The following is a 24,494-nucleotide window of genomic DNA, read 5'->3' as shown; positions in this document are numbered from 1 at the left end:
GTTCAGCCTCCCAGGCCCGTGGCGAGGTTGCTCTTGGTGGCCCGCTGGGCCAGGTAGGTGACGGTGAACGAGAGCGCGGCGATGACGAGTACGGCCGCGTTGGCCTGCTGCCGATATCCGAAGTCGATCAGGTTGATCGACAGGGTGGTCAACAGGGGTGTGCTCGCGGTCGTGAGCATGATGACGATCGACAGTTCTTTGAGCCCGGAGATGAACGGCAGTAACACGCCGGTGGTCAGCGCGCCCTTCTGGATGGGCAGCACGATCCGGCGCAGCCGGGTGAGCCAGCCGGCGCCGGCCACCTGTGCCGCCTCCTCCGGTTCGCGGCCAAGCTGCATCATGGCGGCGATGCCGGACCGCGACGAGTACGGCAGGTGGGTGATCGCCAACACCACGACCACCAGGAGGGTCGTGCCGTAGAGCGCCGGGATCGGGCCGCGCGGGACGGCGAACAGGGTCAGGTATGCGGCGGCGAAGGCGATGCCCGGCACCAGGTAGGGCAGGAACGAGACCTGCCGCAGGGTGGCGGACAGCCTGCGGCTGGGCGAGCGGCCCACCACATACCCGACCATCAGCCCGACAAGGCCGCAGACCAGGGACGCCATACCGACGATGCGCAGGCTGTTCCACATCGCCTCGTAGAGGTCGTCGCTGCGCAACAGGCCGTGCGGGAAACCGACCGCCTCCGGGATCGACTCGGCGGTCCAGAACTTCAGCGTGAAGTTGTCGGCACGGAACACGCCTGGTGCATAGGTCACCGTGGACAACGCGAGGGTCACGAGCGGCACGACGACGCTGGTGACGAAGACGGCGATGGCGACGCCGTAGGCGGGCCACCGCCAGCGGCGCAGGTCGGTGGCCCGGTCCATGCTGCCCTTGCCGCCGATGGTGACGAACCGGCGTTGTTCACGAACCAGGCGCATGTCGACGAGCACGACGAGCACCCCGAGCAGGACGATGACGGCGGCGATGACGGCGGCCACGCCGGGAGCCCGGGTGTGGATGCTGCGGTACAGGCTGGTCGACAGCATCGCGTAGTCGGTGGGTAGGCCGAGAATGTACGGGGTGCCGAAGGTGCCCAGCACCCGGCCGAGGACGAGGAGCACGGCGGACGAGAGCGAGGGCAGCAGCAGCGGCAGCACCACGTGCCGCATCCCCTGGCCCCTGCTGGCGCCGAGCACCCGCGCGGACTCCTCCAACTGCGAGTCGATGCGTCGCAGCGCGTTGCCGAACAGCAGGAACACGAACGGGTAGTAGTGCAGGCCGAGAGTGACGATGATCGGCACGGCGCCGTACGCGAGCCAGTCGGGGGTCCGGACACCCCAGGTCTCCAGGAAGCCCGGGGTCCCACCGGACCGGCCGTTCTTGAACAGGGTCAGCCAGGCCAACGCGAACGTCCATGACGGCAGCATGTACGGCACGACGAGGGCCCCGGCGAGGAACTTGCGGCCGGGTACGTTGGTTCGGGTCACCAGCCACGCCATCGAACCGCCGAGCACCACGGCGAACACGACCACACCGAGCCCGACGACCACGGTGTGTGACAACGGCTGCCAGAAGAGGCTTGCGCTGATCGGTGACCGGAACACCCGCCACAGGTAGTAGCCCGTGAAGGACCCGGTCGGCGCCCCGGCCCGACCGTCGTCGCCGAACTGCACACGTGCCGCGTCCGACACGATGGCCACCAACGGCGCGATGACCAGGTAGCCGAAGATGAGCACGAGCGCGAGACCGATGAGGGTGGTCGGCTCGGCGAGCAGGACTCGTGCCCGGTACCGTAGCCGGCCCCAACGGCTGGCTGGCGGCTGCGTGGGCGGCTGCGCTGGCGGTGCCGGACGGTCGATGACTGCCATCTTGAGTGTCTTGTCCCTTCAAGCAGAGCGACGACGTGGCCTGATGCTCACCGAGCGTGACGACTCGGTGAGCATCCACCGGATCACTTGTGCTGCACGCGCCAGAAGTCCTGGACGGGTTGGGTGTTCTGGTAGTCGTCGAGCAGGCCCTTGGGGTCCATGGCGAACAACTGCGTACCCCAGTCGGTGAGGCCCTTCGGGTTGCCGTCGCTGGGCGGCACGGCGGTGCTGCCCGAGACGCCGCCTTCCTCCATCTCGTGCTTGATGCCTTCCTGCGTCATGACGAAGTGGACGAACAGCTTGGCGGCATTGGGGTGCTTCGTCCCGGTGGCGATCGCGACGTACTTGGAGTAGGAGAACCCGACCCAGGGGGTCAAGCCCTCGCAGACGGCCATGTGGTAGCCCTTGCCCTCGACGTCGCGGAACTTCGCGATCGACAGCAGGCCGATGCGGCCCTCGGTCTGCTGCGGCGCGGCGACGGCGGCGGCGATGTTCTCGTCCTCGCTGTTGATGATCGGCTTGTTCTTCGCCAGCTTCTTGACCCATTCCCAGCCGGCGTTCTTCTCGGTCGTCTGCAGGGCCTTGCCGGTATGCCGCTGGTAGGCGTCGGCGAGCGGTGCGGCGCCGTGGCCGGCGGTCTGGCTGAGCCACTGCACGATGGTTGCCTTGCCCAGCGGATCCTGTAGCAGCACCTTGCCGCGCCAGCTGTCTTCGGTGAGTTCCCAGACGTTCTTCACCGGGCAGCCGTTCGGGTAGATCTTCGGGTTGTACACCCAGACGTTGGCCTTCGACAGCACCAACAGTGGGTTGCGGTTCGTTTCCGGGATGTCCTTGAGCAGATCCGGCGGCAACCACGTGTAGACGACCTGGCGGGGCAGCAGCTCGCCGGCCAGCAACGGGCCGTCGGAGAAGAGGGTGAGGTCGACGGCGACGTTGCCGGCCTCCTTCTCCCGGACGAGTTTCTCGGCGGTCTTCTGGGTGTCGGACTTCACCCCCTCAGCCTTGATGCCGTACTTGGCGGTGAACGCCTCGGCGACCTTCTTGATGTCGCCGGTCGAGTCGTAGACGAGGACGCTGCCTTCCTCCTTCGCCGCCGCGACGAGGGCGTCGAGGTCGAAGGTGGCGTCCACGGAGGCGGACGGGAGCGCGCCGGGCTGGTCATTTCCGCTGGACGGGGCGCAGGCGGCGGCTGCGACGAGCGCGGCGATGCCGACTGCGGCAGCGGCAAGGCGACGGGTGGGACGACGGGTGGGGCGGATCGGGATCGTCATATGGCGGCTGTCCACGTGCGAACCTCCTCGATGGCGGAGCATGCGGGTGAGAGCCTTCTCGTCCGTCGGATGCGGGGAAGGCGCGTCGCATCTGCGGAGTGTCCTGAGCGTAATACGGGGGCAATCTTTGTCAAGACATATGCACATCAGCCCTTTAGACGATTCGCTTCAGCATCGCGTCGGCCAGCGCGTCGCAGCACTCGGCCAGCCGAAGGCCGACAACGTCGATGCGACGCAGCAGCTCACGCTGCCGCAGCATCTCGGAGGTCACGTCTCCGGCCAGTAGCCGCCCGATCGCCTCCTGGTACACGCGACGCACGACGCCGGCACGCTTCCGTACGGCCAGGACGAGGTCGGCGACGTCGGTCGGATGGTCGACCAGTTGCTGAAGGGCGCGGCGCAGCAGCGCGAGCCCTTCCCGAACGGCGATGAGCGCCGGCACGGCAGCGTCCATGGTGGGCGCACCGAAGAGGTCGTTCTCCCGTACGAAGTCCCGTAGGTTGTCCAGCACGTCGTCGATCGACCGGGAAAGCCGGAACACGTCCTCGCGGTCGATCGGGGTGGTGAGCGAGGCGGCGAGCTCGACGACGAGTTGCCGCCGGTGGTCGTCGCCGGCGTGTTCGATGTCGCCCATCCGGGCCCGCCCCGTGGCCGACGGCACGGCCCTGGTGACCACGTCGACGGCCAGGTCCACCGCCTCCTGGTTCTGCTCGAGCTGGCGCAGCAGGATGCCGACGACCCGATGATGGGAGCGACCAGCGAGGTCATCCAAAATCCGCCAGACCCGGCGCAGCCGACGGCCGGTCACCGGAGCCCCCGCACGGCCAGCCCGGCCACCGCCGCCATGCCGAAGCTGGCCGGCAGGGTCACCAGCCACGAGACCAGGATCGGCACGGCGTACTGCCAGCGCACCCGGCGTGCGCCCTGGCTGGCGCCGACGCCGACCAGGCCGGCCGCCACGGACTGGGTCATGCTGACCGGCACACCCAGCCCGGCGGTGCCGAACACCGCCGCGGACGAGGCGATCTCGGCCGAGACGATCTGCCACGGACGTGGCGGAGACAGGTTGAACGTGGCACCACGCGACATCCGGCGCAGGCTCGTCAGCGCCCCCGCGGCGAACAGCGCCGCCACGGCGGACAACACTGGCAGCGACAGTTCGGCCGAGCCGTGGACGGCGGCGACGGCGACCGCGGCGACCGCGAACATCTTCTGCCCGTCGTTGGCCGCATAGGCCAGACACTGGCAACCGAATGCGCCGACGTGCGCCAGCCGGACCGTGGCCGATGCCCGACCGGTGGTCGGGACCCGCTGGGCCAGGACGCCGAGCAGATAGCCCAGCAGCCCACCGACGAGGGGCGCGGCCGCGCCGATGCCGAGCATCGTCGCAAGAGTGGTCCACGACGGCATGAGCCCGAGCCCGAGTCCGGCGCCCGCCAACCCACCGATGATCGCCAGAGTCACGCTCGTCGGTACGCCTCGCCACGTCAGCACCAGGACCAGTGCGACCGCCGCCGCCACGCCGATCACGACGATCGGCTGCCCACCACGATCGCCGGAGGCGACCAGCCGGCCGGTGAACGCATGCGCCACACCCAGTCCGAAGAGGCGGGGACCGGCGACGATGGCGGCGAGAAGGAGTCCCAGCATGGCGATGCCGGCGACCTCGCGGTGGCGTAGGGCGAGGGCGAGCAACGCGCCGCCGTCGTTGGCGCCGCAGACGAAGACGAACACGGCGGCGAGCACGGACAGCACGACGCTCACAGACCTGACCAGTGACCGCGCTGGGTCGCTTTGCGCTCCACGTACCGCTGTCTGGCCGGCGGACCGTCCGGCGTGGTCGACACCGCGGCCACCGGGACGTCCCACCACGTGTCGTTGGCCGGGCTCCCCGGTCCGCCGAGCTCGGTGCGGACGTGCACAACCGTGGTGGTGGCGGCGGCGCGCGCCTTCACCAGCGCCGCGCGGACCTCGTCGAGAGTGTCCGCGGTCAGGACGTCGGCGCCCAGACTTGCCGCGTTCGCCGCCAGGTCGACCGGCAGCGGCTGTCCGTCGAAGCGGCCGGAGGCAGGGTTGCGATATCGGTAGACGGTGCCGAATCGGGCACCGCCCACCTGCTCGGACAGCGCCCCGATGGAGGCGTAACCGCGGTTGTCGACCAGGACCACCACCAGCTTGAGCCCTTCCGCCACGGCGGTGACCAACTCCTGCGCCATCATCAGGTAGGAGCCGTCCCCGACGAGGACGAAGACCTCGGCGTCCGGCTGTGCCAGCTTCACACCCAGGCCACCGGCGATCTCGTAGCCCATGCAGGAGTACCCGTACTCGACGTGATATTGTCGAGGGCTCGCCGGCCGCCACAGCTTGTGCAGGTCGCCGGGCATTGAACCGGCCGCGCAGACGACCACGTCGGCCGGGCGGGCCGCGTCGTTCACCGCGCCGATGAGCTGGCTCTGGGTGAGGGGGCCGGGCCCAGGGCGCCGGGCCTCGTCGACGGCGTCGTCCCACCGGCGGGTCAGGGTCACAGCCAGCTTCCTGCGCTCCTCGCTCACCTGCCAGCGCGGCAGTGCCGCGTCGAGGGCCCGCAGCCCTTCCCGCGCGTCCGCGACCACGCCGACCGCGCCGAGCTTCGCCGCGTCGAAGGCAGCCACGTTCAGATTGACGAACCGCACCGACGGCTCGGCGAACAACGACCGCGAAGCGGTGGTGAAGTCCGAGTAGCGGGTGCCGATGCCCAGCACCACGTCGGCCTCGGCGGCGAGGGCGTTGGCGGCCGTGGACCCGGTCACGCCGATCGGGCCGACCGCGCAGGGATGGTCGTGGGGCAGCGCGCCGCGGCCGGCCTGGGTCTCGGCCACCGGGATGCCGGTGCGTCGGGCGAAGGAGGCGAGCTCGTCAGTGGCTTCGCTGTGGGTCACACCGCCGCCAGCAACGATGAGCGGGCGGCGTGCCGCGCGCAGGACCTGCGCCGCTCGGGCCAGTGCGGCCGGCTCAGGTACCGGGCGCGGCACGTGCCAGGTCCGCTCGGTGAACAGTTCGTCCGGCCAGTCGTACGCCTCGGCCTGCACGTCCTGCGGCATGGCCAGCGTGACCGCTCCGGTTTCGGCCGGGTCGGTGAGCACTCGCATCGCGGCGAGCAGCGCCGCCGGCAATTGTTCGGGGCGGTTGATGCGGTCCCAGAACCGCGACACCGGCCGCAGCGTGTCGTTGACCGACACGTCGTAGGAGCGGGAATCCTCCAACTCCTGAAGGACCGGATTGGCCACCCGGGTGGCGAAGACGTCCCCGGGCAGCAGCAGGACCGGCAGCCGGTTGACGGTGGCCAGGGCGGCGCCCGTGACGAGGTTGGTGGCGCCCGGCCCGATCGAGGTGGTGCAGGCGAACGTCGACATCCGGGCGGTCATCCGCGCGTAGGCGACCGCGGTGTGGACCATCGCCTGCTCGTTGCGACACTGGTAGTAGGTCATCCCCGGGTCGCCGTCGTGCTCGGCCTGCCGCAGCGCCTGGCCGAGCCCGGCGACGTTGCCGTGGCCGAAGATTCCGAAACAGCCGGCGATCAGCCTGTGCCGTCGCCCGTCACGCTCGCTGTACTGGTTGGCAAGGAAGCGGATGGTCGCCTGCGCCACGGTGAGTTTCATGCGCCGGTCCTCCCCAGATAGGTCGTCATCGGTACGCGTGGGTCGACCGGCTGGCCGGACCAGGAGCTGCGAATCCACGCGTGGGTGGGGTCGTCGACGCAGGCCATCGATCGCTCGGTGGCCGGGCCGGCCAGGACGTTCAGGTAGTAGAGGTCGTAGCCGGGGGCGGCCATCGACGGCCCGTGGTAGCCGTTCGGCACCAGGACGACGTCGCCGGCACTGACCTCGGCCAGCACGTTGGTGGTGCCGTACACCCGCTGGTAGGCCAGGCCGCGCGTCTCGAAGTAGTAGATCTCCTCGAGTACCGCCTCGCCGGGAGTCTCGGTGTCGTGTTTGTGTGGTGGGTACGACGACCAGTTCCCGCCAGGGGTGAGCAGTTCGACGGCGACGAGCCTGTCGCAGTCGAAAGCGTCCGGAGCGCAGAAGTTGTTCACCTGGCGGCTCGCTGTCCCTGCCCCACGCACTTCTACCGGCACCTGCTCGGCCGGGCCGTAACGCGGGGGCAGCCGGCGTCCGGCCCGCGCCGACGGCAGCGCGAACCGCCCACCGGTCGTGCTGGACACCTCCACCCGTGCCCCGATCGGCAGGTAGCAGAAGTCGCTGACCCGGTCGAAGACGGCGCGTCGGCCGACGAGCTCGAACCGCGTCCCGTCGCAGTCGACCAACGCCGAACCGGTCAGCGGCAGCACCAGCATCTCGTCGTCACCAGTGGTGAAGACGCGTGTCTGACCGGGCTCCAGTTCCAACACCCGCAGCCCGCAGTAGGTCCAACCGGCCACTTCTGGTGTCACCTGAACCGTCCACCCAGGTGTCGTCGTAGCACCCCGAGGAATGTGCACCGCGGTCACCGTCCTCACAGCAGGGCGGTGGCCGCGTCGACGGCGGCCGCCACATCGTCGTCGGCCGGGTAGAGCAGCGCGCGTCCGGCCACCAGTCCGCGCACGCCGGGCAGTTGCAGCGCCTTCTGCCAACCGGCGTAGGCCTGTTCGGGCGGCGCCTCACCGCCGAGCAGCAGCACGGGCAGCGTGGTGGCGTCGAGGACCCGGTCCATCTCCTCGACGACCGGAATCTTCAACCAGGTGTACGCCGAGGTCGCGCCGAGCGCCTGGCCGATGCCGATCGCCCGGATGAGCGCCTCGGGGCGCTGGTCGAGCTGCGTCCGGCGGTCGACCCGGCTCACCGGCAGCGGCTCGACCATCGCCATCAGGCCGCGCCCGGCCAGCGCCGTCACCGCACGGCCGCACGCCTCCAGGGTGTTGACCGTGCCGGGGTCATCGAGGTCGATGCGGCACAACATCTTGCCGCCGTCGAAGTTCATCGCGGCGATCGTCTCGGCGTCGTAGCCGGTGAACCGGTCGTCCAGCTCGAACACCGAGCCGGTGATGCCGCCACGGTTCATCGATCCGATGACGAGCTTGTCGTGCAGGACGCCGAGGAGCATGAGGTCCTCGACGATGTCGGCGGTGGCGAGCACACCGTGCACGCCGGGGCGGGCAAGCGCTACGCAGAGCCGGTCGAGCAGGTCGACCCGGCTGGCCATCGCGTCGGCCCGGTCCCGGACACCGATCGTGCCGCGGGCCGGGTGGTCGGCGGCAATGATCATTAGCCGCTGGTCACCCCAGTCAGACAGCCTCCGCCGGGACTGCGCGGACTCCGCGATCACCGCGGGCCGGCTGGCACGGCGCTGGACCAGGTCACCGATGTGGGCACGGGCATCAGACATCCGGATTCTCCCCGAGCAGGGCCGACACCTCGTCGGCGGTGGGCATGGCAGCGGAGCAGGCCAGCCGAGAGGCGACGATGGCGCCTGCCGTGCTGGCGTACCGCAGGGTGTGACTCAGCGGCCAGCCGGCGAGCATGCCGTGGCAGAGCGCGCCGCCGAAAGCGTCGCCAGCGCCCAGGCCGTTGACCACCTCGACCGGAGTGGGTGGCACCCGTACCCGCTGGCCGTCGGCCGTGCAGCCGAGCACTCCCTCGGGTCCGAGCTTCACCACGGCCAGGGCGACACCGAAGTCGAGCAGCGCCTGCCCGGCCCGCTCCGGATCATCTTCACCGGTGGCCACGGCGCACTCCTCACGGTTACCGACAGCTACGCTCACCGCGCCAGTGGCGAGCGCGGCCCGGTAGTACCCGGTGGCCTCCGCGGCCGAGGACCAGAACATCGGCCGATAGTCCAGATCCAGCACGATCGGTCCGCGGCGATGGGCGAGCACCGCGTGCAACGCGGCGCGGCTGGGCTCGGCGCACAGGCCGGTGCCGGTGAGCCAGACGATCCGCGCCGCGCTGAGCGCGTCCAGGTCCAACTCCTGCGCGGCGATCTCCAGATCAGGAGCCTTGGGCTCGCGGTAGAAGTACAGCGGAAAGTTGTCCGGCGGGAAGATCTCACAGAAGGTGATCGGCGTCTTGAGGAGCGGCACCGGCCGGACGAACCGGTCGTCGACCCCGTATTCGTTGAGCGCGGTCCGCACGAAGTCACCGAACGGGTCGTCTCCGGTGCGCGTCACCACCGCGACATGCCGTCCCAGTCGGGCGGCGGCGACCGCGACGTTGGTCGGCGACCCGCCGAGGAACCGGCCGAAGGTGTCCACCTCGGCCAGCGAGACACCGGAACGCAGCGGGTAGAGGTCGACGCCGCACCTACCGACGGTGATGAGGTCGAAGCCCGTCACGACGACAGTCCCCGCAGATAGGTCAGGCAGGCGGCGACCTCGGTGACCGGTCCGGCCCCGGCCGGCGGTTCCCGGTCCAGGACGAGGTCCTGTTCCAGTACGTACCAGCCGGCGTAACCGGCTTCCTCCAGCGAGGCGACGATGGCGGCGATGTCCACGGCACCCTGGCCGAGTGGGCGGTAGAGGCCCTGCGCGACCGCGTCGCGGTAGCTCACCGCACCGGCGCGGACCCGCTGGGCCTGCCCCGCGTCGACGTCTTTGAGATGTACGTGTCTCACCCGCGCCGCGGCCTGGCCGGCCAGCCGCACCGGATCCCCACCGCCGGCCAGCACATGGCCGGTGTCCAGGCAGATCCCGATGCTGGAGCCGTCGAGCAGCCGGTCGATCTCCTCCGGTCCTTCGATCATGGTGCCCACGTGCGGGTGCAGCGTCGCGGTCACGCCGGCGTCGGCGGCCACCCGATCCAGCAGGTCAAGGTTCGACAGCAGGGTCCGCCAGTCGTCGGCGTCGAGCTCCGGGCGGGAGTCGTATCCGTTGAGACCGGTCGCCGCGGCGAGGACGAGGACACCGGCCTCCGCCGCCCGGAACTGCCGCAGGGCGGCGGCGATCTCTGACACCGGGTCCCGGGTCGATCCATGCAGCACCACCGGCAGGAATCCGCCGACCGCCCGCAGGCCGTGCCGCCGCAGCGTCTCCTGGCGGGCCGCGCCGTCTGCGGGCAGAAACCCGTCCGGGCCGAACTCGCTGGCCGTCAACCCGAGTGCCGCCATCTCCGCCAACACCCGGTCCACGTCCAGCTGGTAGCCCCAGCCGGGCACCTCACACACGCCCCAGGAGATGGGCGCGCCCGCCAGCCGCCGCGTCATGCCAGCACCGCCGAGTGCTTCAGCCCTTTCACGGGGCTGCTGGCGCGGATCTCCTCGACCCGCACGGGCCGGCGCTCACGCCGCGAGCGGTCGGCGGCCTCGGCGATGTAGAGCGCCTCGAGTGCCTCGGAAACCGTGCACGCGCTGCTACGCCGACCGGCCACAAAGTCGAGGAACGCGTTCATCTCCGCGGTGTAGGACGCGCTGAAGCGCTGCCAGAAGTCCGCCCACGGCTCGCCACTGGGATAGATGGCGTCCGGTTCAGCCGAACGTAGCGGCGCCCGGTCGTCAAGGCCGACGACGAAGGTAGACTCGGTGCCGGCGAGCTCGGTTCGCACGTCGTAACCGCCGCCGTTGTACCGCGAACCCTGTAGGGTCGCCAGGGTGCCGTCGGCGAAGGTCAGTATGGCTACGGAGGTGTCGATGTCGCTCGCCTCGGCGAAGAGGCTGGCACCCCGGTTCGCACCGGCGGCGTAGACCTCGACGACCTCCTGGCCGGTCAGCCAGAGGGCGATGTCGAAATCATGGATGTGGCAGTCACGGAAAATGCCGCCGGATAGGGGAATGTACTCGGCCGGCGGAGGCGTCGGATCGGCGGTGAGCAGATGCATCCGGTGCAGGGTGCCGACCGCGCCGCTACGCAGCGCTTCCCTGGCCGCTCGGTAACCCGCGTCGAAACGGCGCTGGAATCCCACCTGCACCCGGCCGTCGGCCGCCGCCACCCGCTGGGCGATCTCGACCGTGCGGGCCAGATCGGCCGCGACCGGCTTCTCGCAGAACACGGCCAGCCCGGCGTCGACCCCGCGCTGGATCAGGTCGGCGTGCGTGGCCGTGGGCGTGGCGATGACGATCCCGTCGAGCGGCGTGGCGAACACCTCGTCGATCGGACCGGCAGCGCGTACGCCAAGGTGTTCGGCCACGTCCCGAGCGCGCTCGGGCATCACATCGCCGAGCACGAGCTCGGTCACCTCGGGGTGACTCGCGAGGAGGCGGGCGTGTGTCGCACCGATACGTCCGACACCGAGCAGTCCGATGCGCATGAGCAGATACCTCCCACGTGTTGGACATCGGTGGCGGGCGGACGCCAGCACGATGCGTGCCATGATTCGTAGTCCCCGTCACACACCCAAGTCAAGACTTTGTCAGGACATTCTAATGTCTGCTAAATTGAGGCGTCCGCATCGCGGCCTGCGACGAAGCATGAGGAACCATTGACCATCCCCCTGTCGATCACGCTCGACCGGACGAGCCCGGTCCCGTTGTACTTTCAGGTTGCCCAGCAGATCGAGGAGATGATCGACGCCGACACCCTGCCCGCCGGCCACCGACTGGACAACGAGATCCAGCTCGCCGATCAGTTGGGCCTGTCCCGTCCGACCATGCGGCAGGCCATCCAGCACCTCGTCGACAAGGGGCTGCTGGTGCGCAAGCGTGGGGTGGGCACGCAGGTCGTGCACAGCATGGTGAAACGGTCGGTGGAGTTGTCCAGTCTCTACGACGACCTGACGCTGGCCAGCAAGCGACCCACCACCACCGTGCTCCACATGGCTCGGGTCCCGGCCGAGGACGACGTCGCCTTCACCCTGCGAGTCCCCCCGGGCACCGAGGTGGTGCACCTGCAGCGGCTGCGGTTCGCGCAGGGGGAACCCCTGGCGATCATGCACAACTGGCTGCCGGACGGGCTGACCGACCTCACCGTCGAACGGCTGGAGCAGCGTGGCCTCTACGAGATGCTGCGCGCCGCCGGCGTCCACATGCGGGTCGCCAACCAGCGCATCGGCGCGCGCGCCGCGACCGCCGCGGAGGCAAAGCTGCTGCACGAGCGGCGTGGCGCACCACTGCTGACGATGAGTCGCACGACGTACGACGACAACGGCCGTGCCGTCGAATACGGCTCGCACGTCTATCGGGCGACGCTGTACACCTTCGAGATCGCACTCGTCGAACGCTGATCGTGACACGTACGCACGGTCGCCCGGCCCCGCATCGCAGGGCCGGGCGACGGTTGGTTCAGCGTCGGGGACCCCAGCCTGTCGGGTCGACGGCCAGGTCCAGATCGTCGGCGATGTCGTCCCACTCGACGAACTTGAAGTTCGTCGAGGTGCGCGGCTCGCCGCCGCCGTCGAGCACCTCAGGGGTGTCGAAACCGTCCTGAACGACGAACAGACCCTTGTCGAACCTGTCACCGAGCGGCACGTTCATCACCATCGCCCCGTCGCACTCCTCCGAGCCGTCCGGGTCGTCAGGGTCGGAGTCCGGCCCGATCCGGAACGAGCCGACGAAGGCGTTGGCGCCGGAGCGCTGGTACACCACGAACGTGTTGTCGCCCTGGCTCGACGCCAACAGGTAGCCCTTGCCATTGGCCCGGTAGTAGATCGTCAGGCCCTCGACGTCGGCCGTGATGTGCGTGCCACCGTAGCCGGGATCGGGGCCGGCCTGGATGCATTCCTCGGTCACCGGGTCGTAGGCGAGCGGGAGGCCGAACTCCTTCACCTTGTCCATCAGGACCGGGGTCCCGGTCAGGGTTGCCGACACCTTCCAGATGCCGACGTCTTCCTGACCGGCGTAGAGCACACCGCTGGTGGCGTCGACCACCATGCCCTCGACCTGCGGCAGGTCACCGGGATCGTCGCACGGCGTCCAGGTGCTGCCGTTGGGCAGCGCGAAGCTCGCCGGCAGGGTGAGGCTGCGAACCTTGTGATAGGTGACGGTCCCGGTCGGGGTGGCGGTGAGCTCCAGAAGCGTCACGGTGGTCTCGTGGCGTTGGCTCACCAGCGCGTAGTTCCGCCCGGTCGCGCGGTCCTTCCACGTCGCCAGCCCGTAGGCCGTGCGCTGGTCGTTGACCTCTCCCGCGTTCGCGGCGAACACCAGCGGAGCCGACGCGCTCGTCACATCGGTGAGCGGCGTGCTGCCGCCGGCAGGGTTGATCCGGTGGATCCGCAGCTTGTCACGGCCACGGTCGGTGGTCACGGCGAGGTCGACGGTGGCGCCACCGACCCGGACCCCGTAGAGCAGGTCGACGTTGTTGAACCGGCCGGGCGAGTCGTCCGGTCCCGGCGCCGCCGGCGCCGCGATGCTCTGCACCAGCCCACCGGACAGGTTGTAGACCCGCAGGCCGCCTTCCTTGGCGGTTGCCAACACCAGGCTCTTCGACGAGTTGGTCGGATGCACCCAGATCGCAGGATCGTCGGCATTGGCGTCGCCACCTGCGGCGTCGTCGAACAGCGTGGGCGTCTCGAGTTCCGCCTCGATGCTCGGGACGGCCATGGCGGCGGCCGGCGTCGAGGTCGACGCCACGACAACCACCGCTGTCAGGCAGAACGAGGCCACCGTCAGCAGACGGCGGCCGGGCTTGAAGCGCATTGTGCCTCCCGGAACGTGGGACGGGATGAGGGAGAACCTTGCGAGCACGGACATTACATCAGTATGTCCTTACAAACAATAGTCACAACATATGGGCAGCGCCTGATGCCGGCGACAGCTTGTCCACCTGCGCCGCAGGCTGGTGGATCGATGATGGATCGACGACGACCGCACCGGCTGGCACGGCGGGTGCGAGCCGGTGGGCAGCGGGACCGGCCAGGTCATCACCGGCCCGGTCCCACCCGACCGGATACGCTCGCCGTCGTGACGCACGAGAACGAGATCACCGGGCCGGTCGACCTGTGTCTACCGGGCGGACGGCTCCGGCCCGCCGCGGTGGGCTGGAGCCGCCACCCGGTGCACCGGGCGAACCTGCGCGGCTGGGGCCGCAACAAGCGCTGGGAATACTGGGGCATCGTCACCCCGACCCACATCATCGGCCTGGTCGCCTCGTCGCTGGACTACGCGGGCGTGCACGGTCTCTACGTGCTCGACCGTGCGACGAAGGTCGAGATCGACCGGGGTGCGGTGGTCCCCTTCGCCCGGGGCACGGTCTTCCCACCGGTCAGCGGGGCAGGCGCCGTGCGCGCCCGCGGCGGCGGAGTCTCGATCGACATCGACCAGACGGCGTCGGAGACCACGATCCGCGCCACCGCCACCGCCCCCGGCCTGGAGGTCGATCTCGTGGTGCCGCTGCCGGCGGGTCACGAGTCACTCGCCGTGGTGGTGCCCTGGAGCACCCGCCGGTTCCAGTACACCGTCAAGGACGTCGGCCGCCCGGTGCGCGGCACCCTGCGGGTGGACGGGGTGGAGCATCCGGTCACCGAGGCGGACTCCTTCGCCGTCCTCGACCACGGTCGCGGCAGGTGGCCGTACGCGATCCGCTGGAACTGGGCCGCCGGCAGCGGCCCGGGTCGGGCGATCCAGCTCGGCGGCAAATGGACCGACGGCACCGGCTCGACCGAGAACGGCCTCTTCGTCGACGGCCGGCTGCACAAGATCGGCGACGAACTGCGCTGGGAGTACGACCGCGCCGACTGGCTGCGGCCGTGGCGGATCAGCGGTGAGCGGGTGGCGGTGCAGTTCCACCCGTTCCACGAGAAGATCGCCCGGACCAACTTCGGTGTGCTCGCCAACGAGACGCACCAGTGCTTCGGGCACTTCACCGGTTGGGCGACGGCCGACGACGGCGAGCGGGTCGACCTGGACGGCCTGGTCGGCTGGGCCGAGGAAGCGCGCAACCGCTGGTAGCCCAGGCGGGAGGCTGTGCGGTCGCGGGCTCAGAGCCGCAGCCGGTCGTTGACCTGCCGGAGGACCTCCTCGGGCAGCTTGAGCACCCGCCGGTCATAGCTGAACAGGCCGTTGAGTTCGTCCTCCACGTCGGAGAGCTGGGTGTAGACGGTGGCCGCCAGACCGGCCGGGATCGCGGGCACGATCTGCTCGTCGTGCAGCCGGGTGAACGCCTCGGCCAACTCGGCACCGGTGCGGTAGCGCCTGTACCCGAACTCGGCCGGCCCGAAGGCATGCCCGTCGACGCGCAGGGTGTAGCCGCCGTACTCGGAGAGCACCAGGGCCCGCAGGTCCCGGCCCGGTGGTCGACGCCGTGACGCGCGGAAGCGGCGGAAGTAGACGTGCAGGCTGCGCAGGTCGCCGCCGCCCTGGTCGTGCCAACCGCTGGCGTGGTCGACGGTACGGGTCGGGTCGAGGGCGGCCACCTCCCGGGCCACCTCGGTGGCGTCGAACTGCCCCCAGCCCTCGTTGAACGGCACCCAGACGGCGATGCTCACCACGTTGCGCAGGTGCTCGACGGTCTCGCGCGTCTCGGCGCGGAACTCGTCGCGTCCGGCCGCGTCGGCGCGGCCGAACCAGCGCCGCCACCGGCCCCGGTCGGGCAGCCGCAGCGGCGTCAGCACCGGCGCGGTGACCACCAGCGGGCGGTACGCGCTGCCGCCGTTGACCATGTCCTGCCAGACCAGGATGCCGAGCCGGTCGCAGTGGTGGTACCAGCGCAACGGCTCGATCTTGATGTGTTTGCGCAGCATGGTGAAGCCGAGCCGCTTCATCGCGGCGATGTCGGCGACCATCGCCTCGTCCGACGGCGCGGTGTAGAGGCCGTCCGGCCAGTAGCCCTGGTCGAGCACCCCGGCGTGGAAGTACGGCTGTCCGTTGAGCAGCAGCCGAGGCACCCCGTCCGCGTCCGGCCCGACACCGAAGGAGCGCATTCCCAGATAGCCGCGTACCTGGTCGTCGCCGTAGCCGACGGTCACGTCGTACAGGAACGGGTCCTCGGGGGTCCAGGGGCGCACCTCGGGCAGCGGCAGGCGCACGGCGGTCCCGGCGGCGGCGCTGGCCTCGGCGACCACGACGCCGCCGGCCAGGATCCGGATCTCCGCGTCGCCCACGGCAACGCTGGCGTGCACGGTCACCTCGACGCAGCCCTGCGCCAGGTGGGGCGTGAGGGTGAGCCGCTCGACGTGGGCGGCGGGAACGGACTCGGCCCAGACGGTCTGCCAGATCCCGGACTGGGCGGTGTACCAGATGCCGCCCCGGCGCAGCTTCTGCTTGCCGCGCGCGTGCCAGCTCGTGTCACTGTCGTCGCGCACCGCGACGACCAGCACGTTCTCGCCGTCGCGCAGCGCGTCGGTGAGGTCGCAGCGCACCGGCAGGTAGCCGCCGGTGCGCCCGCCGACGGGCACCCCGTTGAGCAGGACGGAGCAACTCTGGTCCACCGCCCCGAAGTGCAGCAGCACCCGGTGGCCGGGTCGGTGGAAGCCGTCGGGCAGCCGCACCGTGCGGCGGTACCAGAGGGTCTGGCCGGGCCGCAGTTGCCGCCCCACCCCGGACAGCGGCGCCTCCGGGGAGAACGGCACCAGGATCTCGCCGTCGTAGCGCGCCGGCTCCCGGGCGTCGTCGGTGATGGCGTACGCCCACCGGCCGTTGAGGTTGAGGTGGCTGTCCCGGACCAGCTGCGGGCGCGGGTATTCCGGCAGCACCTGCTCGGGGTCGAGCGCCTCGCCCCACTGCGTCGTCAGCGTCACGCGTCTTCCCTCCCGACCCCGTGGCGGCGCAGTGCCAGCACCGGCACGACGATGAGCGCCAGCACGGCCAGCGCCATCAGGAAGATGCCCGGCGTCGGCACCTGCCTGACCACCCCCAGGTCCTGGTACGTCTCGTCGGCGTTGCTGATCACCGCCGCGCCCAGGTACGGGCCGATCAGCATCGGGATCAGGATGGCGAAGACCATCCGCAGTCCCTGCACGTGACCGGCCCGCTGCGGCGGCGAGTAGTCCCGCACCAGCGCGCCCAGCGGCGCCAACACCAGCATGAAACCGGACATCATCACGATCCCGGCGCCGATCACCGGCAACATGCCGCGGGCCAGGAACATCAGCAGCAGCCCGGTGCCGTAGACGGCCGCGGCCGGCAGCACGAACCGGATCTTGCCGACCCGGTCGATCACCCGGCCGGAGAGCACGCTGAGGACGGACGCGGTCACCAGCACGACGGCCAGCACCACGGCGTACCCGTCGACCTTCAGGTAGCGCTGGAGGTAGATGACCAGGTACGGCAGGAAGACCTGCGTCGAGATGCCCCAGACCGACCAGGCGGTCAGGGCCAGGTAGAGGCCCGGGTTGGCGCGCATCGCGGACGGCCGCAGGCCGTGAACCACCGAGCGCAGGTAACCTGCGTCGTTGCGTACCAGGGTGGGGCTGTCCTCGACCAGGAACCAGGCCGCGACGCCGGCCACGGCCATCACCGCCCCGATGATCAGGAAGAAGGTCCGCCAGTCACCGGCGCGGGCCAGCCCGTCGAAGCCGCCGAAGATCACCAGCATGGAGAGCAGCGGCATGATCGCCAGCACCGCCTCGACCCGGCCCCGGTTGGCCGGCCGGGTCACGTCGGTCACCCACGCCTGGAACGCCGCGTCGTTGGCGCCCGAGCCGAGGAACGACATCAGGCAGTCCAGCGCGATCACTGCGAGCACGGTGAGCAGGACGACGTTCGCCACCGGCGCGATGCCGTCCAGCGCGCCCACGGTGAGGAAGCCGAACGCGGCGGTGCAGACGCCCCAGAGCAGATAGCCGCCCGCGACGAACACCCGACGCCGCCCGGTGCGGTCGGAGAGCGCGCCCAGCAGCAGGGTGGCGACCGTCGCGGTGACGGCGCTGGCAGCGACCATCGTGGCGATCACGGTCGGGTCGTCGGTGACCGTGTCGTAGACGAAGAGGTTCAGGTAGATGTTCTCGACCGTCCAGGCCATCTGGCCGACCAGCCCGAGCAGCACCACCGCGACCCAGGTGCGCGACCGCAGCCGGGCGGGATCGTCGGTGGGCGCGTCAGCGGCGCCGCGGACGTCGACGTTCGGCGGGGCCGGAGGCGGCAGCGGGTGCGGGACGGACATGGCGACCTCCTCGGGGGTCAGCACATGATGAACCACACTCACCGCCTGCGGGAACGGGGTCCGCCCCCGTCACGATCAGTCCTCACCCGGTGCCCGATGGTCAGTCGCCCGGTCCTGCGGGGGCCGCGCCGTTGTCGACGAAGTCGAAGGTCAGGCCCTCGCCCGCGTCGCCCTCGCCCACCCGCTGGGCGGTCAGGCCCTGCCCGTCCGTCGCGCGCAGGTAGACCTTGCCCTCGCCGCCGATGGTGTACGTCGGCCGGCCCTCGTCCTTCTTCTCCGTCTTCTCGATGACGAACAGCTGACCGGCCCGGCTGGAGTCGCAGGCGGTCGCCACGACCGTCGCCGGGGCACTGCCGTTGTCGCGCAGGCCCATGCAGTCGGGCTCGCCGCTCTTCTGCGCCTTCGCGGTCCGGATCTGGTACTTGCTCCCACCGGCGGGCAGCAGCACGAACAGGCTCTTGTCCGTGTCGCCGTCGGTCAGGTTCAGCCGCCCCTTGTCGTCGACCGCCAGGATCGACTCGAACGACGCGACCGGCCGCAACACGATCTGCCGTTCACCCCGCAGGATCGGATCCGCGCTGCCCGTCTGCGCTCCGTCTTTCGACTTCGAGGCGGTGGGCGAAGGCGCGTCTGTGGTCGCGCCGCTACCGGTGGCGGGTGCCGATGCCGTCGGCGAGGCGGTGGAGTCCCCGGCCTCGGGGGTCGGCGTGGCGCAGGCCTGCATGGACGCGGCGACGCCGACACTCAGCACCGCCGCGGCAGCGACGCGAAGAACGGACGTGGGGCGGGACGGCAGGTTCGGCATGACCAACTCCTCAAGTGATCTTCTTCAGTCACGCTAGTGCGTCACCGACCCTCGTGCAGGAGTCGTACGGCCGCAGCGGCCGGGGTGGCGGGGCTATCCGTCGGCGGGGAGCAACTGCTGCCAGCCGTCCTCGACCGACTGGCGACAGGCGTCGGGCTGGTCTCCTGAGCTGGTGAACAGCGCGGTCAGCAGAACGGTGCCGTAGTCGAGCGTCTGGCGCGGCAGGGGCCCGGTGGCGACCAGGGAGACCAGCCCGTGGCCGATGACCCAACTCTGGGTGGCCAGCTCCAACGGCACGGTGTCGGCGCGGAAACGGCCGGCCTTCCGGCCCCGTGCCGCCGCCTGGACCAGGTGCTCCAGGGTGTCGTCCGCCGCCTGGGCGTCTTCGAGGTCGAAGTTGGCGTCGAACATGACCCGGTACAGGTCGGGGTGGTCCAGGGCGTTGTGGAGGTAGCCGGCAACCAGGGCGGTCAGGTCCCGGACCGGGTCGTCCGACGTCGTCACGGTGGTGAGCCGGGCGCCGAGGCGGGTGAAGCCCTCTTGCCGCAGGGCCTTCCACATGCCGTCCATGCCGCCGAAGTGGGTGTAGACGGCCATCGTCGACACGCCCGTCCCGGCCACCAGCGAGCGCAGGGTGATGGGCTCGCGGGTGCGGAGCATGTGCGCGGCCCGCTCGACGAGCAGGGTGCGAACCGCCGGATCCTTCGTTCTCGCCATGCCCCCAGAATACATAACATAGCTGTGCTATGTTTCCGACAAGCGAGTCACGGACTTCGACGACAAGGAACGAACATGGCCATCACCCTGGTGAACCCCGAAGGACTGCCGAAGGTCGACCTCTACCGGCAGGTGTCGGTCGCCACCGGTTCGAAACTGGTCTTCCTCGCCGGCCAGGTCGCCGTCGACGCCGACGGCACCACGGTCGGCGCGGGCGACTACGCCGCCCAGACGGAGCAGGCCTGCCTCAACATCGCCACCGCCCTGGCCGCGGTCGGCGCCTCCTTCGACGACGTGGCGAAACTGACCGCCTACGTCGTCGACCTGACGCCCGACAAGATGCCCGCGCTGATCGAGGGGATCAACCGGGCCAACACCAAGCTCGGCGTCACCCCGACCCCGCCGCTCACTGGGCTGGGCATCAGCGCGCTGGCCGGCCCCGATCTCCTGGTCGAGATCGAGGCCATCGCGGTCATCGACTGATCAGGCAGGGCGGGCCGGACGGCAGTCCGGCGCGGGAGGTCACTGCCAACCATCGAGCCTGCGGTACCGGTCGCGGACGACCACGAGCGCGACCACGCAGACACCGGTCACCGCCAGCCAACCGGGCGTGCCCGCGGGTGTGAGCAGCACCGGAAGACGCGCCGTGACGAGCGCTGGCAGCAGCACGGCGAGCAGCCATCCGGTGCCGAGCACCAGGGCGGCGCGGGTCACGCCGATGCGTGCACCGAGCAGCAACGTCAGGGCGGTGAAGCCGAGGCACGGCAGCAGCCACCGCGCCGGGGACTGCCCGGCCAGCCCGCCGACGACGACCAGCACCGGAACCAGGCAGAGCAGGACGACGAAGACGCGCCGCAACAGCAGCGGCAACCCGGCCTTCGGTGTGGTCGCGACGATCTCCCAGGCGGGGTCGTTGCGGCGGTGCCAGGTGCCCGCCATCGTCACCAGGGGCGCGACCGGCGCCACCAGCAGCACCAGAGAGGGCGCCTGCGGGAACTGGTACTGCATGAGGAACGCGGTGACCAGCGCGGCGCTCGCCATGCCCAGCCAGGGCAGCCAGGCCCACATCAGCCAGCGGCGCGTCGTGGCGAGCCAGGGGCGGTGCCGGGCGGGTGGCCCGTGGCGGGCGATCTCGCCGGTGACGGCCGTGTGCACCACGCTGACCAGCTCCCTGGCGGGTGCGGTGAGCAGGTCACCGAGCCGGGCCCGGCACGTCGGGCAGGTGTCGAGGTGGGATTCGACCGCCCACAGCGCCGGATCGTCGAACGCGGCGTCGGGGTCGACGTAGCGGGACAGCAGAGCCGCCGACGGGTGGGTGGTCATGACAGCGCCTCCCGCAGCACGAGGCGGGCCCGGCGGGCCCGCGTCTTCACCGTGCCCTCGGGCACTCCGAGCAGGATCGACGTCTCCCGCACGGTGAACCCGTCGAGGACCATCGCCTGCAGCACCGCGCGCAGCTCGGGCGCCAGGTCCCGCAGCGCGGTGCTCATCTCGTCGCCGAGGACGCCGTCGAGCGCCTCGTCCTCCGCCGCGCGTGCGTGCGACGACGGAAGAGCTGCGGGGGCGGCCTGCTGCCGGGCCCGACGGCGGAACCCGTCGATGAGCCGCCGCCCGGCGATGCTCCACAGCCAGCCGGCACCACTGCCGTCCCCGGCCGCGCCGGCGAACGAGCCGGCGGCCCGCCACACCGCCAGGTAGGTGTCCTGCATCACCTCGGCGACGAGGTCCGGATCGGCGCAGCGGCGCCGCAGGCGGGCCGCCAGCCACGGCGCGGTACGCCGGTACAGCTCCTCGAAGGCGGCCCGGTCCCCGCGCGCCACCCGGCGCAACAGTTGCTCTTCATCCACGGCTGGGTCCACGTGGAGAAGGACGACGCGTCACCCTCATCCGGTTCTCCTCCCCGCTCGCATCCGCCGTGGCGTCGGTCACCCACGTCCACACCGCGCGGCGCCGAATGCCGGAGCATACGGGGCCGCCGTGACGGGGCCGGTGACCGGCTGAGGCCCGGTCGCCCCGACACCCGAGAACCGAACCGCGTGGCACATCGTCTAGTGGGTGTCAGCGGTACCGCGTCGAGTGCGGCCGCGACCGGACAGTAGGGAGAGGCGTGTGGTGCCACGATGACGCGCACGGTGGACGCCGCCGAGGTGGCGACGACGACGTACGCCTGGCAGGTCGCGGCCGACGGGCTGTGCGTGCGGGCCGGACGCCGGATGGCCGTCCAGGGGCTCGATCTCAGGCTCGGCGTCGGCGTGCACGGGCTGCTGGGGCCGAACGGGGCAGGCAAGACGACGCTGATCCGGGCGCTCGCCACGGTCGTGTCGCCCGCCGCAGGGGAGCTGAGGCTGCTCGGCCGCTCGGCCGCCGGCCCGGGCGGGCTGCGTGAGGTGCGCCGGGCGCTGGGCTACCTGCCGCAGCACTTCGGCTACTACCCGCGCTTCACGGTGCGGGAGTTCGTGGAGTACATGGCCTGGCTGAAGGAGATGCCGCGCCGGGAGATCCCCGGTGCGGTGCAGCACGCCATCGACCGGGTCGGCCTGACCGACCGGGCCGACTCCCGACTCAAGACGCTCTCCGGCGGGATGCTGCGCCGGGCGGGCATCGCCCAGGCCATCGTCAACTCACCGGAGCTGCTGCTGCTCGACGAGCCGACGGTGGGCCTCGACCCGGAGCAGCGGGTCGACTTCCGCGAGCTGCTGCGGGACCTCGGCACAGACGCCTGCGTGCTGGTCTCCACGCACCTCGTGGAGGACGTGGTCGCCGCCTGCGGCGCGGTCGTGCTGATCCACGACGGGCGGCTGCTGTGGCAGGGCACCCCGCAGGAGCTGATCGCCGAGGGCGGCGCAGGCGACGCCGGGGACAGCCCCGCCGAACGGGGATACACGGCGCTGCTGCGTCGGCGCCGCGGGGAGGTGGCGCGGTGACCCGCGTCCTGCGCATCGAGCTGCGGCGCTCGGCCGCGCCCTGGATAGGGCTGCTGCTGCTGGCCATCGGGGTGGCTCACCTGGTGCTGAGGAACGACGCCTCCGGCCGCTGGACGACCCTGGCGGCCCTGCACCGGGTCGGGCTGCTGCTGCTGATACCGCTGGCGCTGGCCGGCGGCGCCTGGTACGGCCGGCGGGAACGCCGCCAGCGGATGGACGAGCTGCTGGCCACCACGCCCCGTCCCGGGGCGCAGCGGAGGCTCGTCGCGGCGGCCGCGCTGGCCGTCACGGTGCTGGCCGCGCACCTGCTGACCTTCGCGGTGGGCGCGGTCCGGGTCGCCCCGAACGCCACCTACCTGCCGCCCGGGCTGCCGCAGACGGTCGCGGTCGGCGCGGTGGCCCTGGTCGCCGCCGCCTGGCTGGGCCTGTCCCTCGGGCGGGTGTTGCCCCAGCCCGTGGTCGCGCCGGCCGCCGCGGTCGTCGCCGCCGGGGCCATCATCGCAATGAAGAGTTCCTTCACCAGCGATCTCGACGACCAGATCCCCGGCTTCGCCCTGCTCGATCCGCTGCTGGACGGCGGCGACGAATTCTCCGTCATTCTCAGTCGCGTCCACGCCGGCCAGGCGTTGTGGCTGGTCGGTCTGGCCGTGACCGCCGCCGGCCTGCTGTCCGCCGGGCGACCACGCCAGGTCGCGTTCGCGCTGGTCCCGGCCCTGGTGGGTGGTGCCCTCGCCGTGCCGCTGCTGCCGGCGGGAGGACCCACGGCCGCCTACGCCTTCGATCACGGCGCCGCCGCCCTGGTCTGCGCCGACGGCGAGCCCCGGGTCTGCGTCACCCGGGTGCACGCCGCGACGCTGCCCGAGGTCGTCGGCCCGGCCCGGGCGAGCCTCGCGACGCTGGCGAAGCTGCCCGACGCCCCCACCAGCGCGGTCGAGCGGGTCGAACGGGTGGGGGCAACGGGCGATGAATTGTCGAGGGCCCCACAACCCGCCGACACGCTGTGGTTCCCGCTCTACTTCGACCCGTCCGGTCGCCTCGAGCTGACCGGCGACGAAATGCGCGACGAGATGCTCAGCGGCAGCATCCCATGGTGCCCACCCACCCACCCCGACGACGACGGGTGGCAGCCCGAAAGCGCCGCCCGCTCGGCGGCCAGCGCCTGGCTGCGCGGCCGCCCGCCCGCCCGCTCGACCATGCCGAACATGGCGGAGTTCGACGAGATGGAGCAGCGGTTCTACCGGGACCTGACCGCGCTGCCGCAGGACGAGCAACTCCGGCGCATGGGGGCGCTGCGCCGCGCCGCGCAGGACTGCCGGAACGCGCTCTACCCGATCCTCGCCGGGGAGACCACGCCATGAGATGGGCCTACCTGTACGCCCGTTCCCGGCGGCTGCCGACAGCGGTCGCCGTCACCGTCGCGGTGCCCGCGATCACGTGGGCACTGTGCCTCGCCTTCGGGTCGAACCGGATCATCCCGGACAAGCTCACCGCGCTCACCGCCCTGCTGATGGGCGCCGCGCTCACCCCGACCCTCGCCGCGCCCGACGAAGGGCTGGAGGCGACCGGCTCGGTCCGGTGGCCGCTGCGCCGCGCCGGCCACCTCCTGCTCGCCGCCGCGCTGGTCGTCGCGGTTCCGCTGGCCGCCTGGCCGACCGGAGCACGGTTCGCGCCTCTCTGGCTGGTCGCGCGCGACGGCGTCGGCCTGCTCGGACTCTGTGCCCTCGCCGCCGTGCTGTTCGGCGCCGGACGGGCCTGGATCCCGCCTCTGGTGTGGACACTGTCGGCGGTGACGGTCGCCGAACCGAGCACCGAGCCGGCCCGGCAGGCGGTCGGCTGGATGGTGCGACAGCCCGCCGGTGCGACGAGCACGGCGGTCGCGGCGGCCCTCGCCGTAGCCGGGCTCGCCGCGTACGCGATCTTCGGTTGCCCTCGCCGCGCGAGCCCGGACCACCACGGCTGAGCCGCCCCCTGGGCACCCTCCGTGAA

At 71.1% G+C, this 24,494-nt stretch carries 23 protein-coding genes; 6 read left to right on the top strand and 17 right to left on the bottom strand.

All coding sequences use genetic code 11. From position 1 onward, the window contains the following. Window positions 1–2: 2 nt before the first annotated feature. The 10 genes from GA0070608_RS21580 to GA0070608_RS21535 form a co-directional block, all read right to left on the bottom strand. The gene (locus GA0070608_RS21580) at window positions 3–1,853 is read right to left on the bottom strand and encodes an ABC transporter permease (RefSeq protein WP_091630350.1); all 1,851 of its coding nucleotides are present in this window, start codon (window positions 1,851–1,853) and stop codon (window positions 3–5) included. 83 nt (window positions 1,854–1,936) lie between these two features. Then, window positions 1,937–3,139 (bottom strand): ABC transporter substrate-binding protein, encoded by a 1,203-nt coding sequence (locus tag GA0070608_RS21575; RefSeq protein WP_218107554.1) that lies wholly within the window; start codon window positions 3,137–3,139, stop codon window positions 1,937–1,939. Window positions 3,140–3,278: 139 nt separating this feature from the next. After that, the gene (locus GA0070608_RS21570) at window positions 3,279–3,932 is read right to left on the bottom strand and encodes a DUF47 domain-containing protein (RefSeq protein WP_218107553.1); all 654 of its coding nucleotides are present in this window, start codon (window positions 3,930–3,932) and stop codon (window positions 3,279–3,281) included. Next, the gene (locus tag GA0070608_RS21565; RefSeq protein WP_218107552.1) at window positions 3,929–4,888 is read right to left on the bottom strand and encodes an inorganic phosphate transporter; all 960 of its coding nucleotides are present in this window, start codon (window positions 4,886–4,888) and stop codon (window positions 3,929–3,931) included. The genes GA0070608_RS21570 and GA0070608_RS21565 overlap by 4 nt, the downstream gene beginning before the upstream one ends. Further along, complete coding sequence (iolD, locus tag GA0070608_RS21560) at window positions 4,885–6,762, bottom strand: 3D-(3,5/4)-trihydroxycyclohexane-1,2-dione acylhydrolase (decyclizing) (RefSeq protein ID WP_091630348.1); 1,878 nt, start codon at window positions 6,760–6,762, stop codon at window positions 4,885–4,887. The genes GA0070608_RS21565 and iolD overlap by 4 nt, the downstream gene beginning before the upstream one ends. After that, window positions 6,759–7,601: a 5-deoxy-glucuronate isomerase gene (gene iolB / locus GA0070608_RS21555; RefSeq protein WP_281186140.1), complete on the bottom strand. Its 843-nt coding sequence runs from the start codon at window positions 7,599–7,601 to the stop codon at window positions 6,759–6,761. Before iolB ends, iolD begins: the two co-directional genes overlap by 4 nt. 14 nt (window positions 7,602–7,615) lie before the next feature. Continuing rightward, window positions 7,616–8,485, bottom strand: coding sequence for a Cgl0159 family (beta/alpha)8-fold protein (locus tag GA0070608_RS21550; protein ID WP_091630347.1), 870 nt, complete (start codon window positions 8,483–8,485; stop codon window positions 7,616–7,618). Continuing rightward, window positions 8,478–9,431, bottom strand: coding sequence for a 5-dehydro-2-deoxygluconokinase (iolC, locus tag GA0070608_RS21545; protein ID WP_091630346.1), 954 nt, complete (start codon window positions 9,429–9,431; stop codon window positions 8,478–8,480). Before iolC ends, GA0070608_RS21550 begins: the two co-directional genes overlap by 8 nt. Beyond that, the gene (locus GA0070608_RS21540; protein ID WP_091630345.1) at window positions 9,428–10,297 is read right to left on the bottom strand and encodes a TIM barrel protein; all 870 of its coding nucleotides are present in this window, start codon (window positions 10,295–10,297) and stop codon (window positions 9,428–9,430) included. Before GA0070608_RS21540 ends, iolC begins: the two co-directional genes overlap by 4 nt. Further along, window positions 10,294–11,337, bottom strand: coding sequence for a Gfo/Idh/MocA family protein (locus GA0070608_RS21535; RefSeq protein ID WP_091630344.1), 1,044 nt, complete (start codon window positions 11,335–11,337; stop codon window positions 10,294–10,296). The genes GA0070608_RS21540 and GA0070608_RS21535 overlap by 4 nt, the downstream gene beginning before the upstream one ends. A gap of 171 nt (window positions 11,338–11,508) precedes the next feature. Here GA0070608_RS21535 and GA0070608_RS21530 point away from each other — a divergent pair, with 171 nt between their 5' ends. After that, the gene (locus tag GA0070608_RS21530; RefSeq protein ID WP_091630343.1) at window positions 11,509–12,249 is read left to right on the top strand and encodes a GntR family transcriptional regulator; all 741 of its coding nucleotides are present in this window, start codon (window positions 11,509–11,511) and stop codon (window positions 12,247–12,249) included. A 58-nt stretch (window positions 12,250–12,307) separates the two neighbouring features. On the opposite strand, the gene GA0070608_RS21525 is transcribed toward GA0070608_RS21530, so the two are convergent. Continuing rightward, window positions 12,308–13,660, bottom strand: coding sequence for a phytase (locus tag GA0070608_RS21525; protein ID WP_091630342.1), 1,353 nt, complete (start codon window positions 13,658–13,660; stop codon window positions 12,308–12,310). A gap of 264 nt (window positions 13,661–13,924) precedes the next feature. Here GA0070608_RS21525 and GA0070608_RS21520 point away from each other — a divergent pair, with 264 nt between their 5' ends. Then, window positions 13,925–14,911 (top strand): DUF2804 domain-containing protein, encoded by a 987-nt coding sequence (locus GA0070608_RS21520; RefSeq protein ID WP_091630341.1) that lies wholly within the window; start codon window positions 13,925–13,927, stop codon window positions 14,909–14,911. A gap of 29 nt (window positions 14,912–14,940) precedes the next feature. Here GA0070608_RS21520 and GA0070608_RS21515 read toward each other — a convergent pair whose 3' ends face one another. From GA0070608_RS21515 to GA0070608_RS21500, 4 genes are all read right to left on the bottom strand, one after another. Next, window positions 14,941–16,698, bottom strand: coding sequence for a glycoside hydrolase family 2 protein (locus tag GA0070608_RS21515; RefSeq protein ID WP_091630340.1), 1,758 nt, complete (start codon window positions 16,696–16,698; stop codon window positions 14,941–14,943). Next, entirely contained in the window at window positions 16,695–18,062 is a 1,368-nt protein-coding gene (locus GA0070608_RS21510) for an MFS transporter (protein WP_091635730.1), read from the bottom strand. The genes GA0070608_RS21515 and GA0070608_RS21510 overlap by 4 nt, the downstream gene beginning before the upstream one ends. Window positions 18,063–18,162: 100 nt before the next feature. Further along, complete coding sequence (locus tag GA0070608_RS21505; RefSeq protein WP_091630339.1) at window positions 18,163–18,867, bottom strand: chalcone isomerase family protein; 705 nt, start codon at window positions 18,865–18,867, stop codon at window positions 18,163–18,165. Between the two features lie 93 nt (window positions 18,868–18,960). Then, window positions 18,961–19,584: a TetR/AcrR family transcriptional regulator gene (locus tag GA0070608_RS21500; RefSeq protein ID WP_091630338.1), complete on the bottom strand. Its 624-nt coding sequence runs from the start codon at window positions 19,582–19,584 to the stop codon at window positions 18,961–18,963. A 75-nt stretch (window positions 19,585–19,659) separates the two neighbouring features. Here GA0070608_RS21500 and GA0070608_RS21495 point away from each other — a divergent pair, with 75 nt between their 5' ends. Then, on the top strand, window positions 19,660–20,067 hold the full coding sequence (locus GA0070608_RS21495; protein ID WP_091630337.1) for a RidA family protein: 408 nt from the start codon (window positions 19,660–19,662) through the stop codon (window positions 20,065–20,067). Window positions 20,068–20,106: 39 nt separating this feature from the next. Here GA0070608_RS21495 and GA0070608_RS21490 read toward each other — a convergent pair whose 3' ends face one another. Together GA0070608_RS21490 and GA0070608_RS21485 are read right to left on the bottom strand one after the other, a co-directional pair. Then, complete coding sequence (locus GA0070608_RS21490) at window positions 20,107–20,907, bottom strand: anti-sigma factor (RefSeq protein ID WP_091630336.1); 801 nt, start codon at window positions 20,905–20,907, stop codon at window positions 20,107–20,109. Continuing rightward, window positions 20,904–21,431 carry an RNA polymerase sigma factor gene (locus tag GA0070608_RS21485; RefSeq protein WP_245715872.1) on the bottom strand — a complete coding sequence of 176 codons (528 nt, stop codon included), beginning with the start codon at window positions 21,429–21,431 and terminating at the stop codon, window positions 20,904–20,906. The genes GA0070608_RS21490 and GA0070608_RS21485 overlap by 4 nt, the downstream gene beginning before the upstream one ends. A 273-nt stretch (window positions 21,432–21,704) precedes the next feature. On the opposite strand from GA0070608_RS21485, the gene GA0070608_RS21480 reads away from it, so the two are divergent. From GA0070608_RS21480 to GA0070608_RS21470, 3 genes are read left to right on the top strand one after another with little or no spacing between them, the layout of a single operon-like run. Then, window positions 21,705–22,508: an ABC transporter ATP-binding protein gene (locus tag GA0070608_RS21480; protein ID WP_091630334.1), complete on the top strand. Its 804-nt coding sequence runs from the start codon at window positions 21,705–21,707 to the stop codon at window positions 22,506–22,508. Continuing rightward, window positions 22,505–23,866 carry a hypothetical protein gene (locus tag GA0070608_RS21475; RefSeq protein ID WP_091630333.1) on the top strand — a complete coding sequence of 454 codons (1,362 nt, stop codon included), beginning with the start codon at window positions 22,505–22,507 and terminating at the stop codon, window positions 23,864–23,866. Before GA0070608_RS21480 ends, GA0070608_RS21475 begins: the two co-directional genes overlap by 4 nt. Then, a complete protein-coding gene (locus GA0070608_RS21470) occupies window positions 23,863–24,468 on the top strand; it encodes a hypothetical protein (protein WP_091630332.1) in 606 nt (201 codons plus the stop codon). The genes GA0070608_RS21475 and GA0070608_RS21470 overlap by 4 nt, the downstream gene beginning before the upstream one ends. Window positions 24,469–24,494 lie beyond the last annotated feature (26 nt).

The organism is Micromonospora peucetia (assembly GCF_900091625.1).
GTDB lineage: Bacteria > Actinomycetota > Actinomycetes > Mycobacteriales > Micromonosporaceae > Micromonospora > Micromonospora peucetia.
Note: the sequence above shows the minus strand (reverse complement) of the source record. Positions and strands in the feature narration are given on the sequence as shown.

Excerpts from the sequence above, each read along its gene's own strand:
- GA0070608_RS21505 (WP_091630339.1), bottom strand. The coding sequence starts at position 18,867 with ATGCCGAACCTGCCGTCCCGCCCCACGTCCGTTCTTCGCGTCGCTGCC.
- GA0070608_RS21480 (WP_091630334.1), top strand. The coding sequence starts at position 21,705 with ATGACGCGCACGGTGGACGCCGCCGAGGTGGCGACGACGACGTACGCC.
- GA0070608_RS21510 (WP_091635730.1), bottom strand. The coding sequence starts at position 18,062 with ATGTCCGTCCCGCACCCGCTGCCGCCTCCGGCCCCGCCGAACGTCGAC.
- GA0070608_RS21540 (WP_091630345.1), bottom strand. The coding sequence starts at position 10,297 with ATGACGCGGCGGCTGGCGGGCGCGCCCATCTCCTGGGGCGTGTGTGAG.
- GA0070608_RS21490 (WP_091630336.1), bottom strand. The coding sequence starts at position 20,907 with ATGACCACCCACCCGTCGGCGGCTCTGCTGTCCCGCTACGTCGACCCC.
- GA0070608_RS21525 (WP_091630342.1), bottom strand. The coding sequence starts at position 13,660 with ATGCGCTTCAAGCCCGGCCGCCGTCTGCTGACGGTGGCCTCGTTCTGC.
- GA0070608_RS21535 (WP_091630344.1), bottom strand. The coding sequence starts at position 11,337 with ATGCGCATCGGACTGCTCGGTGTCGGACGTATCGGTGCGACACACGCC.
- GA0070608_RS21550 (WP_091630347.1), bottom strand. The coding sequence starts at position 8,485 with ATGTCTGATGCCCGTGCCCACATCGGTGACCTGGTCCAGCGCCGTGCC.
- iolD (WP_091630348.1), bottom strand. The coding sequence starts at position 6,762 with ATGAAACTCACCGTGGCGCAGGCGACCATCCGCTTCCTTGCCAACCAG.
- GA0070608_RS21495 (WP_091630337.1), top strand. The coding sequence starts at position 19,660 with ATGGCCATCACCCTGGTGAACCCCGAAGGACTGCCGAAGGTCGACCTC.
- GA0070608_RS21580 (WP_091630350.1), bottom strand. The coding sequence starts at position 1,853 with ATGGCAGTCATCGACCGTCCGGCACCGCCAGCGCAGCCGCCCACGCAG.
- GA0070608_RS21500 (WP_091630338.1), bottom strand. The coding sequence starts at position 19,584 with ATGGCGAGAACGAAGGATCCGGCGGTTCGCACCCTGCTCGTCGAGCGG.
- GA0070608_RS21470 (WP_091630332.1), top strand. The coding sequence starts at position 23,863 with ATGAGATGGGCCTACCTGTACGCCCGTTCCCGGCGGCTGCCGACAGCG.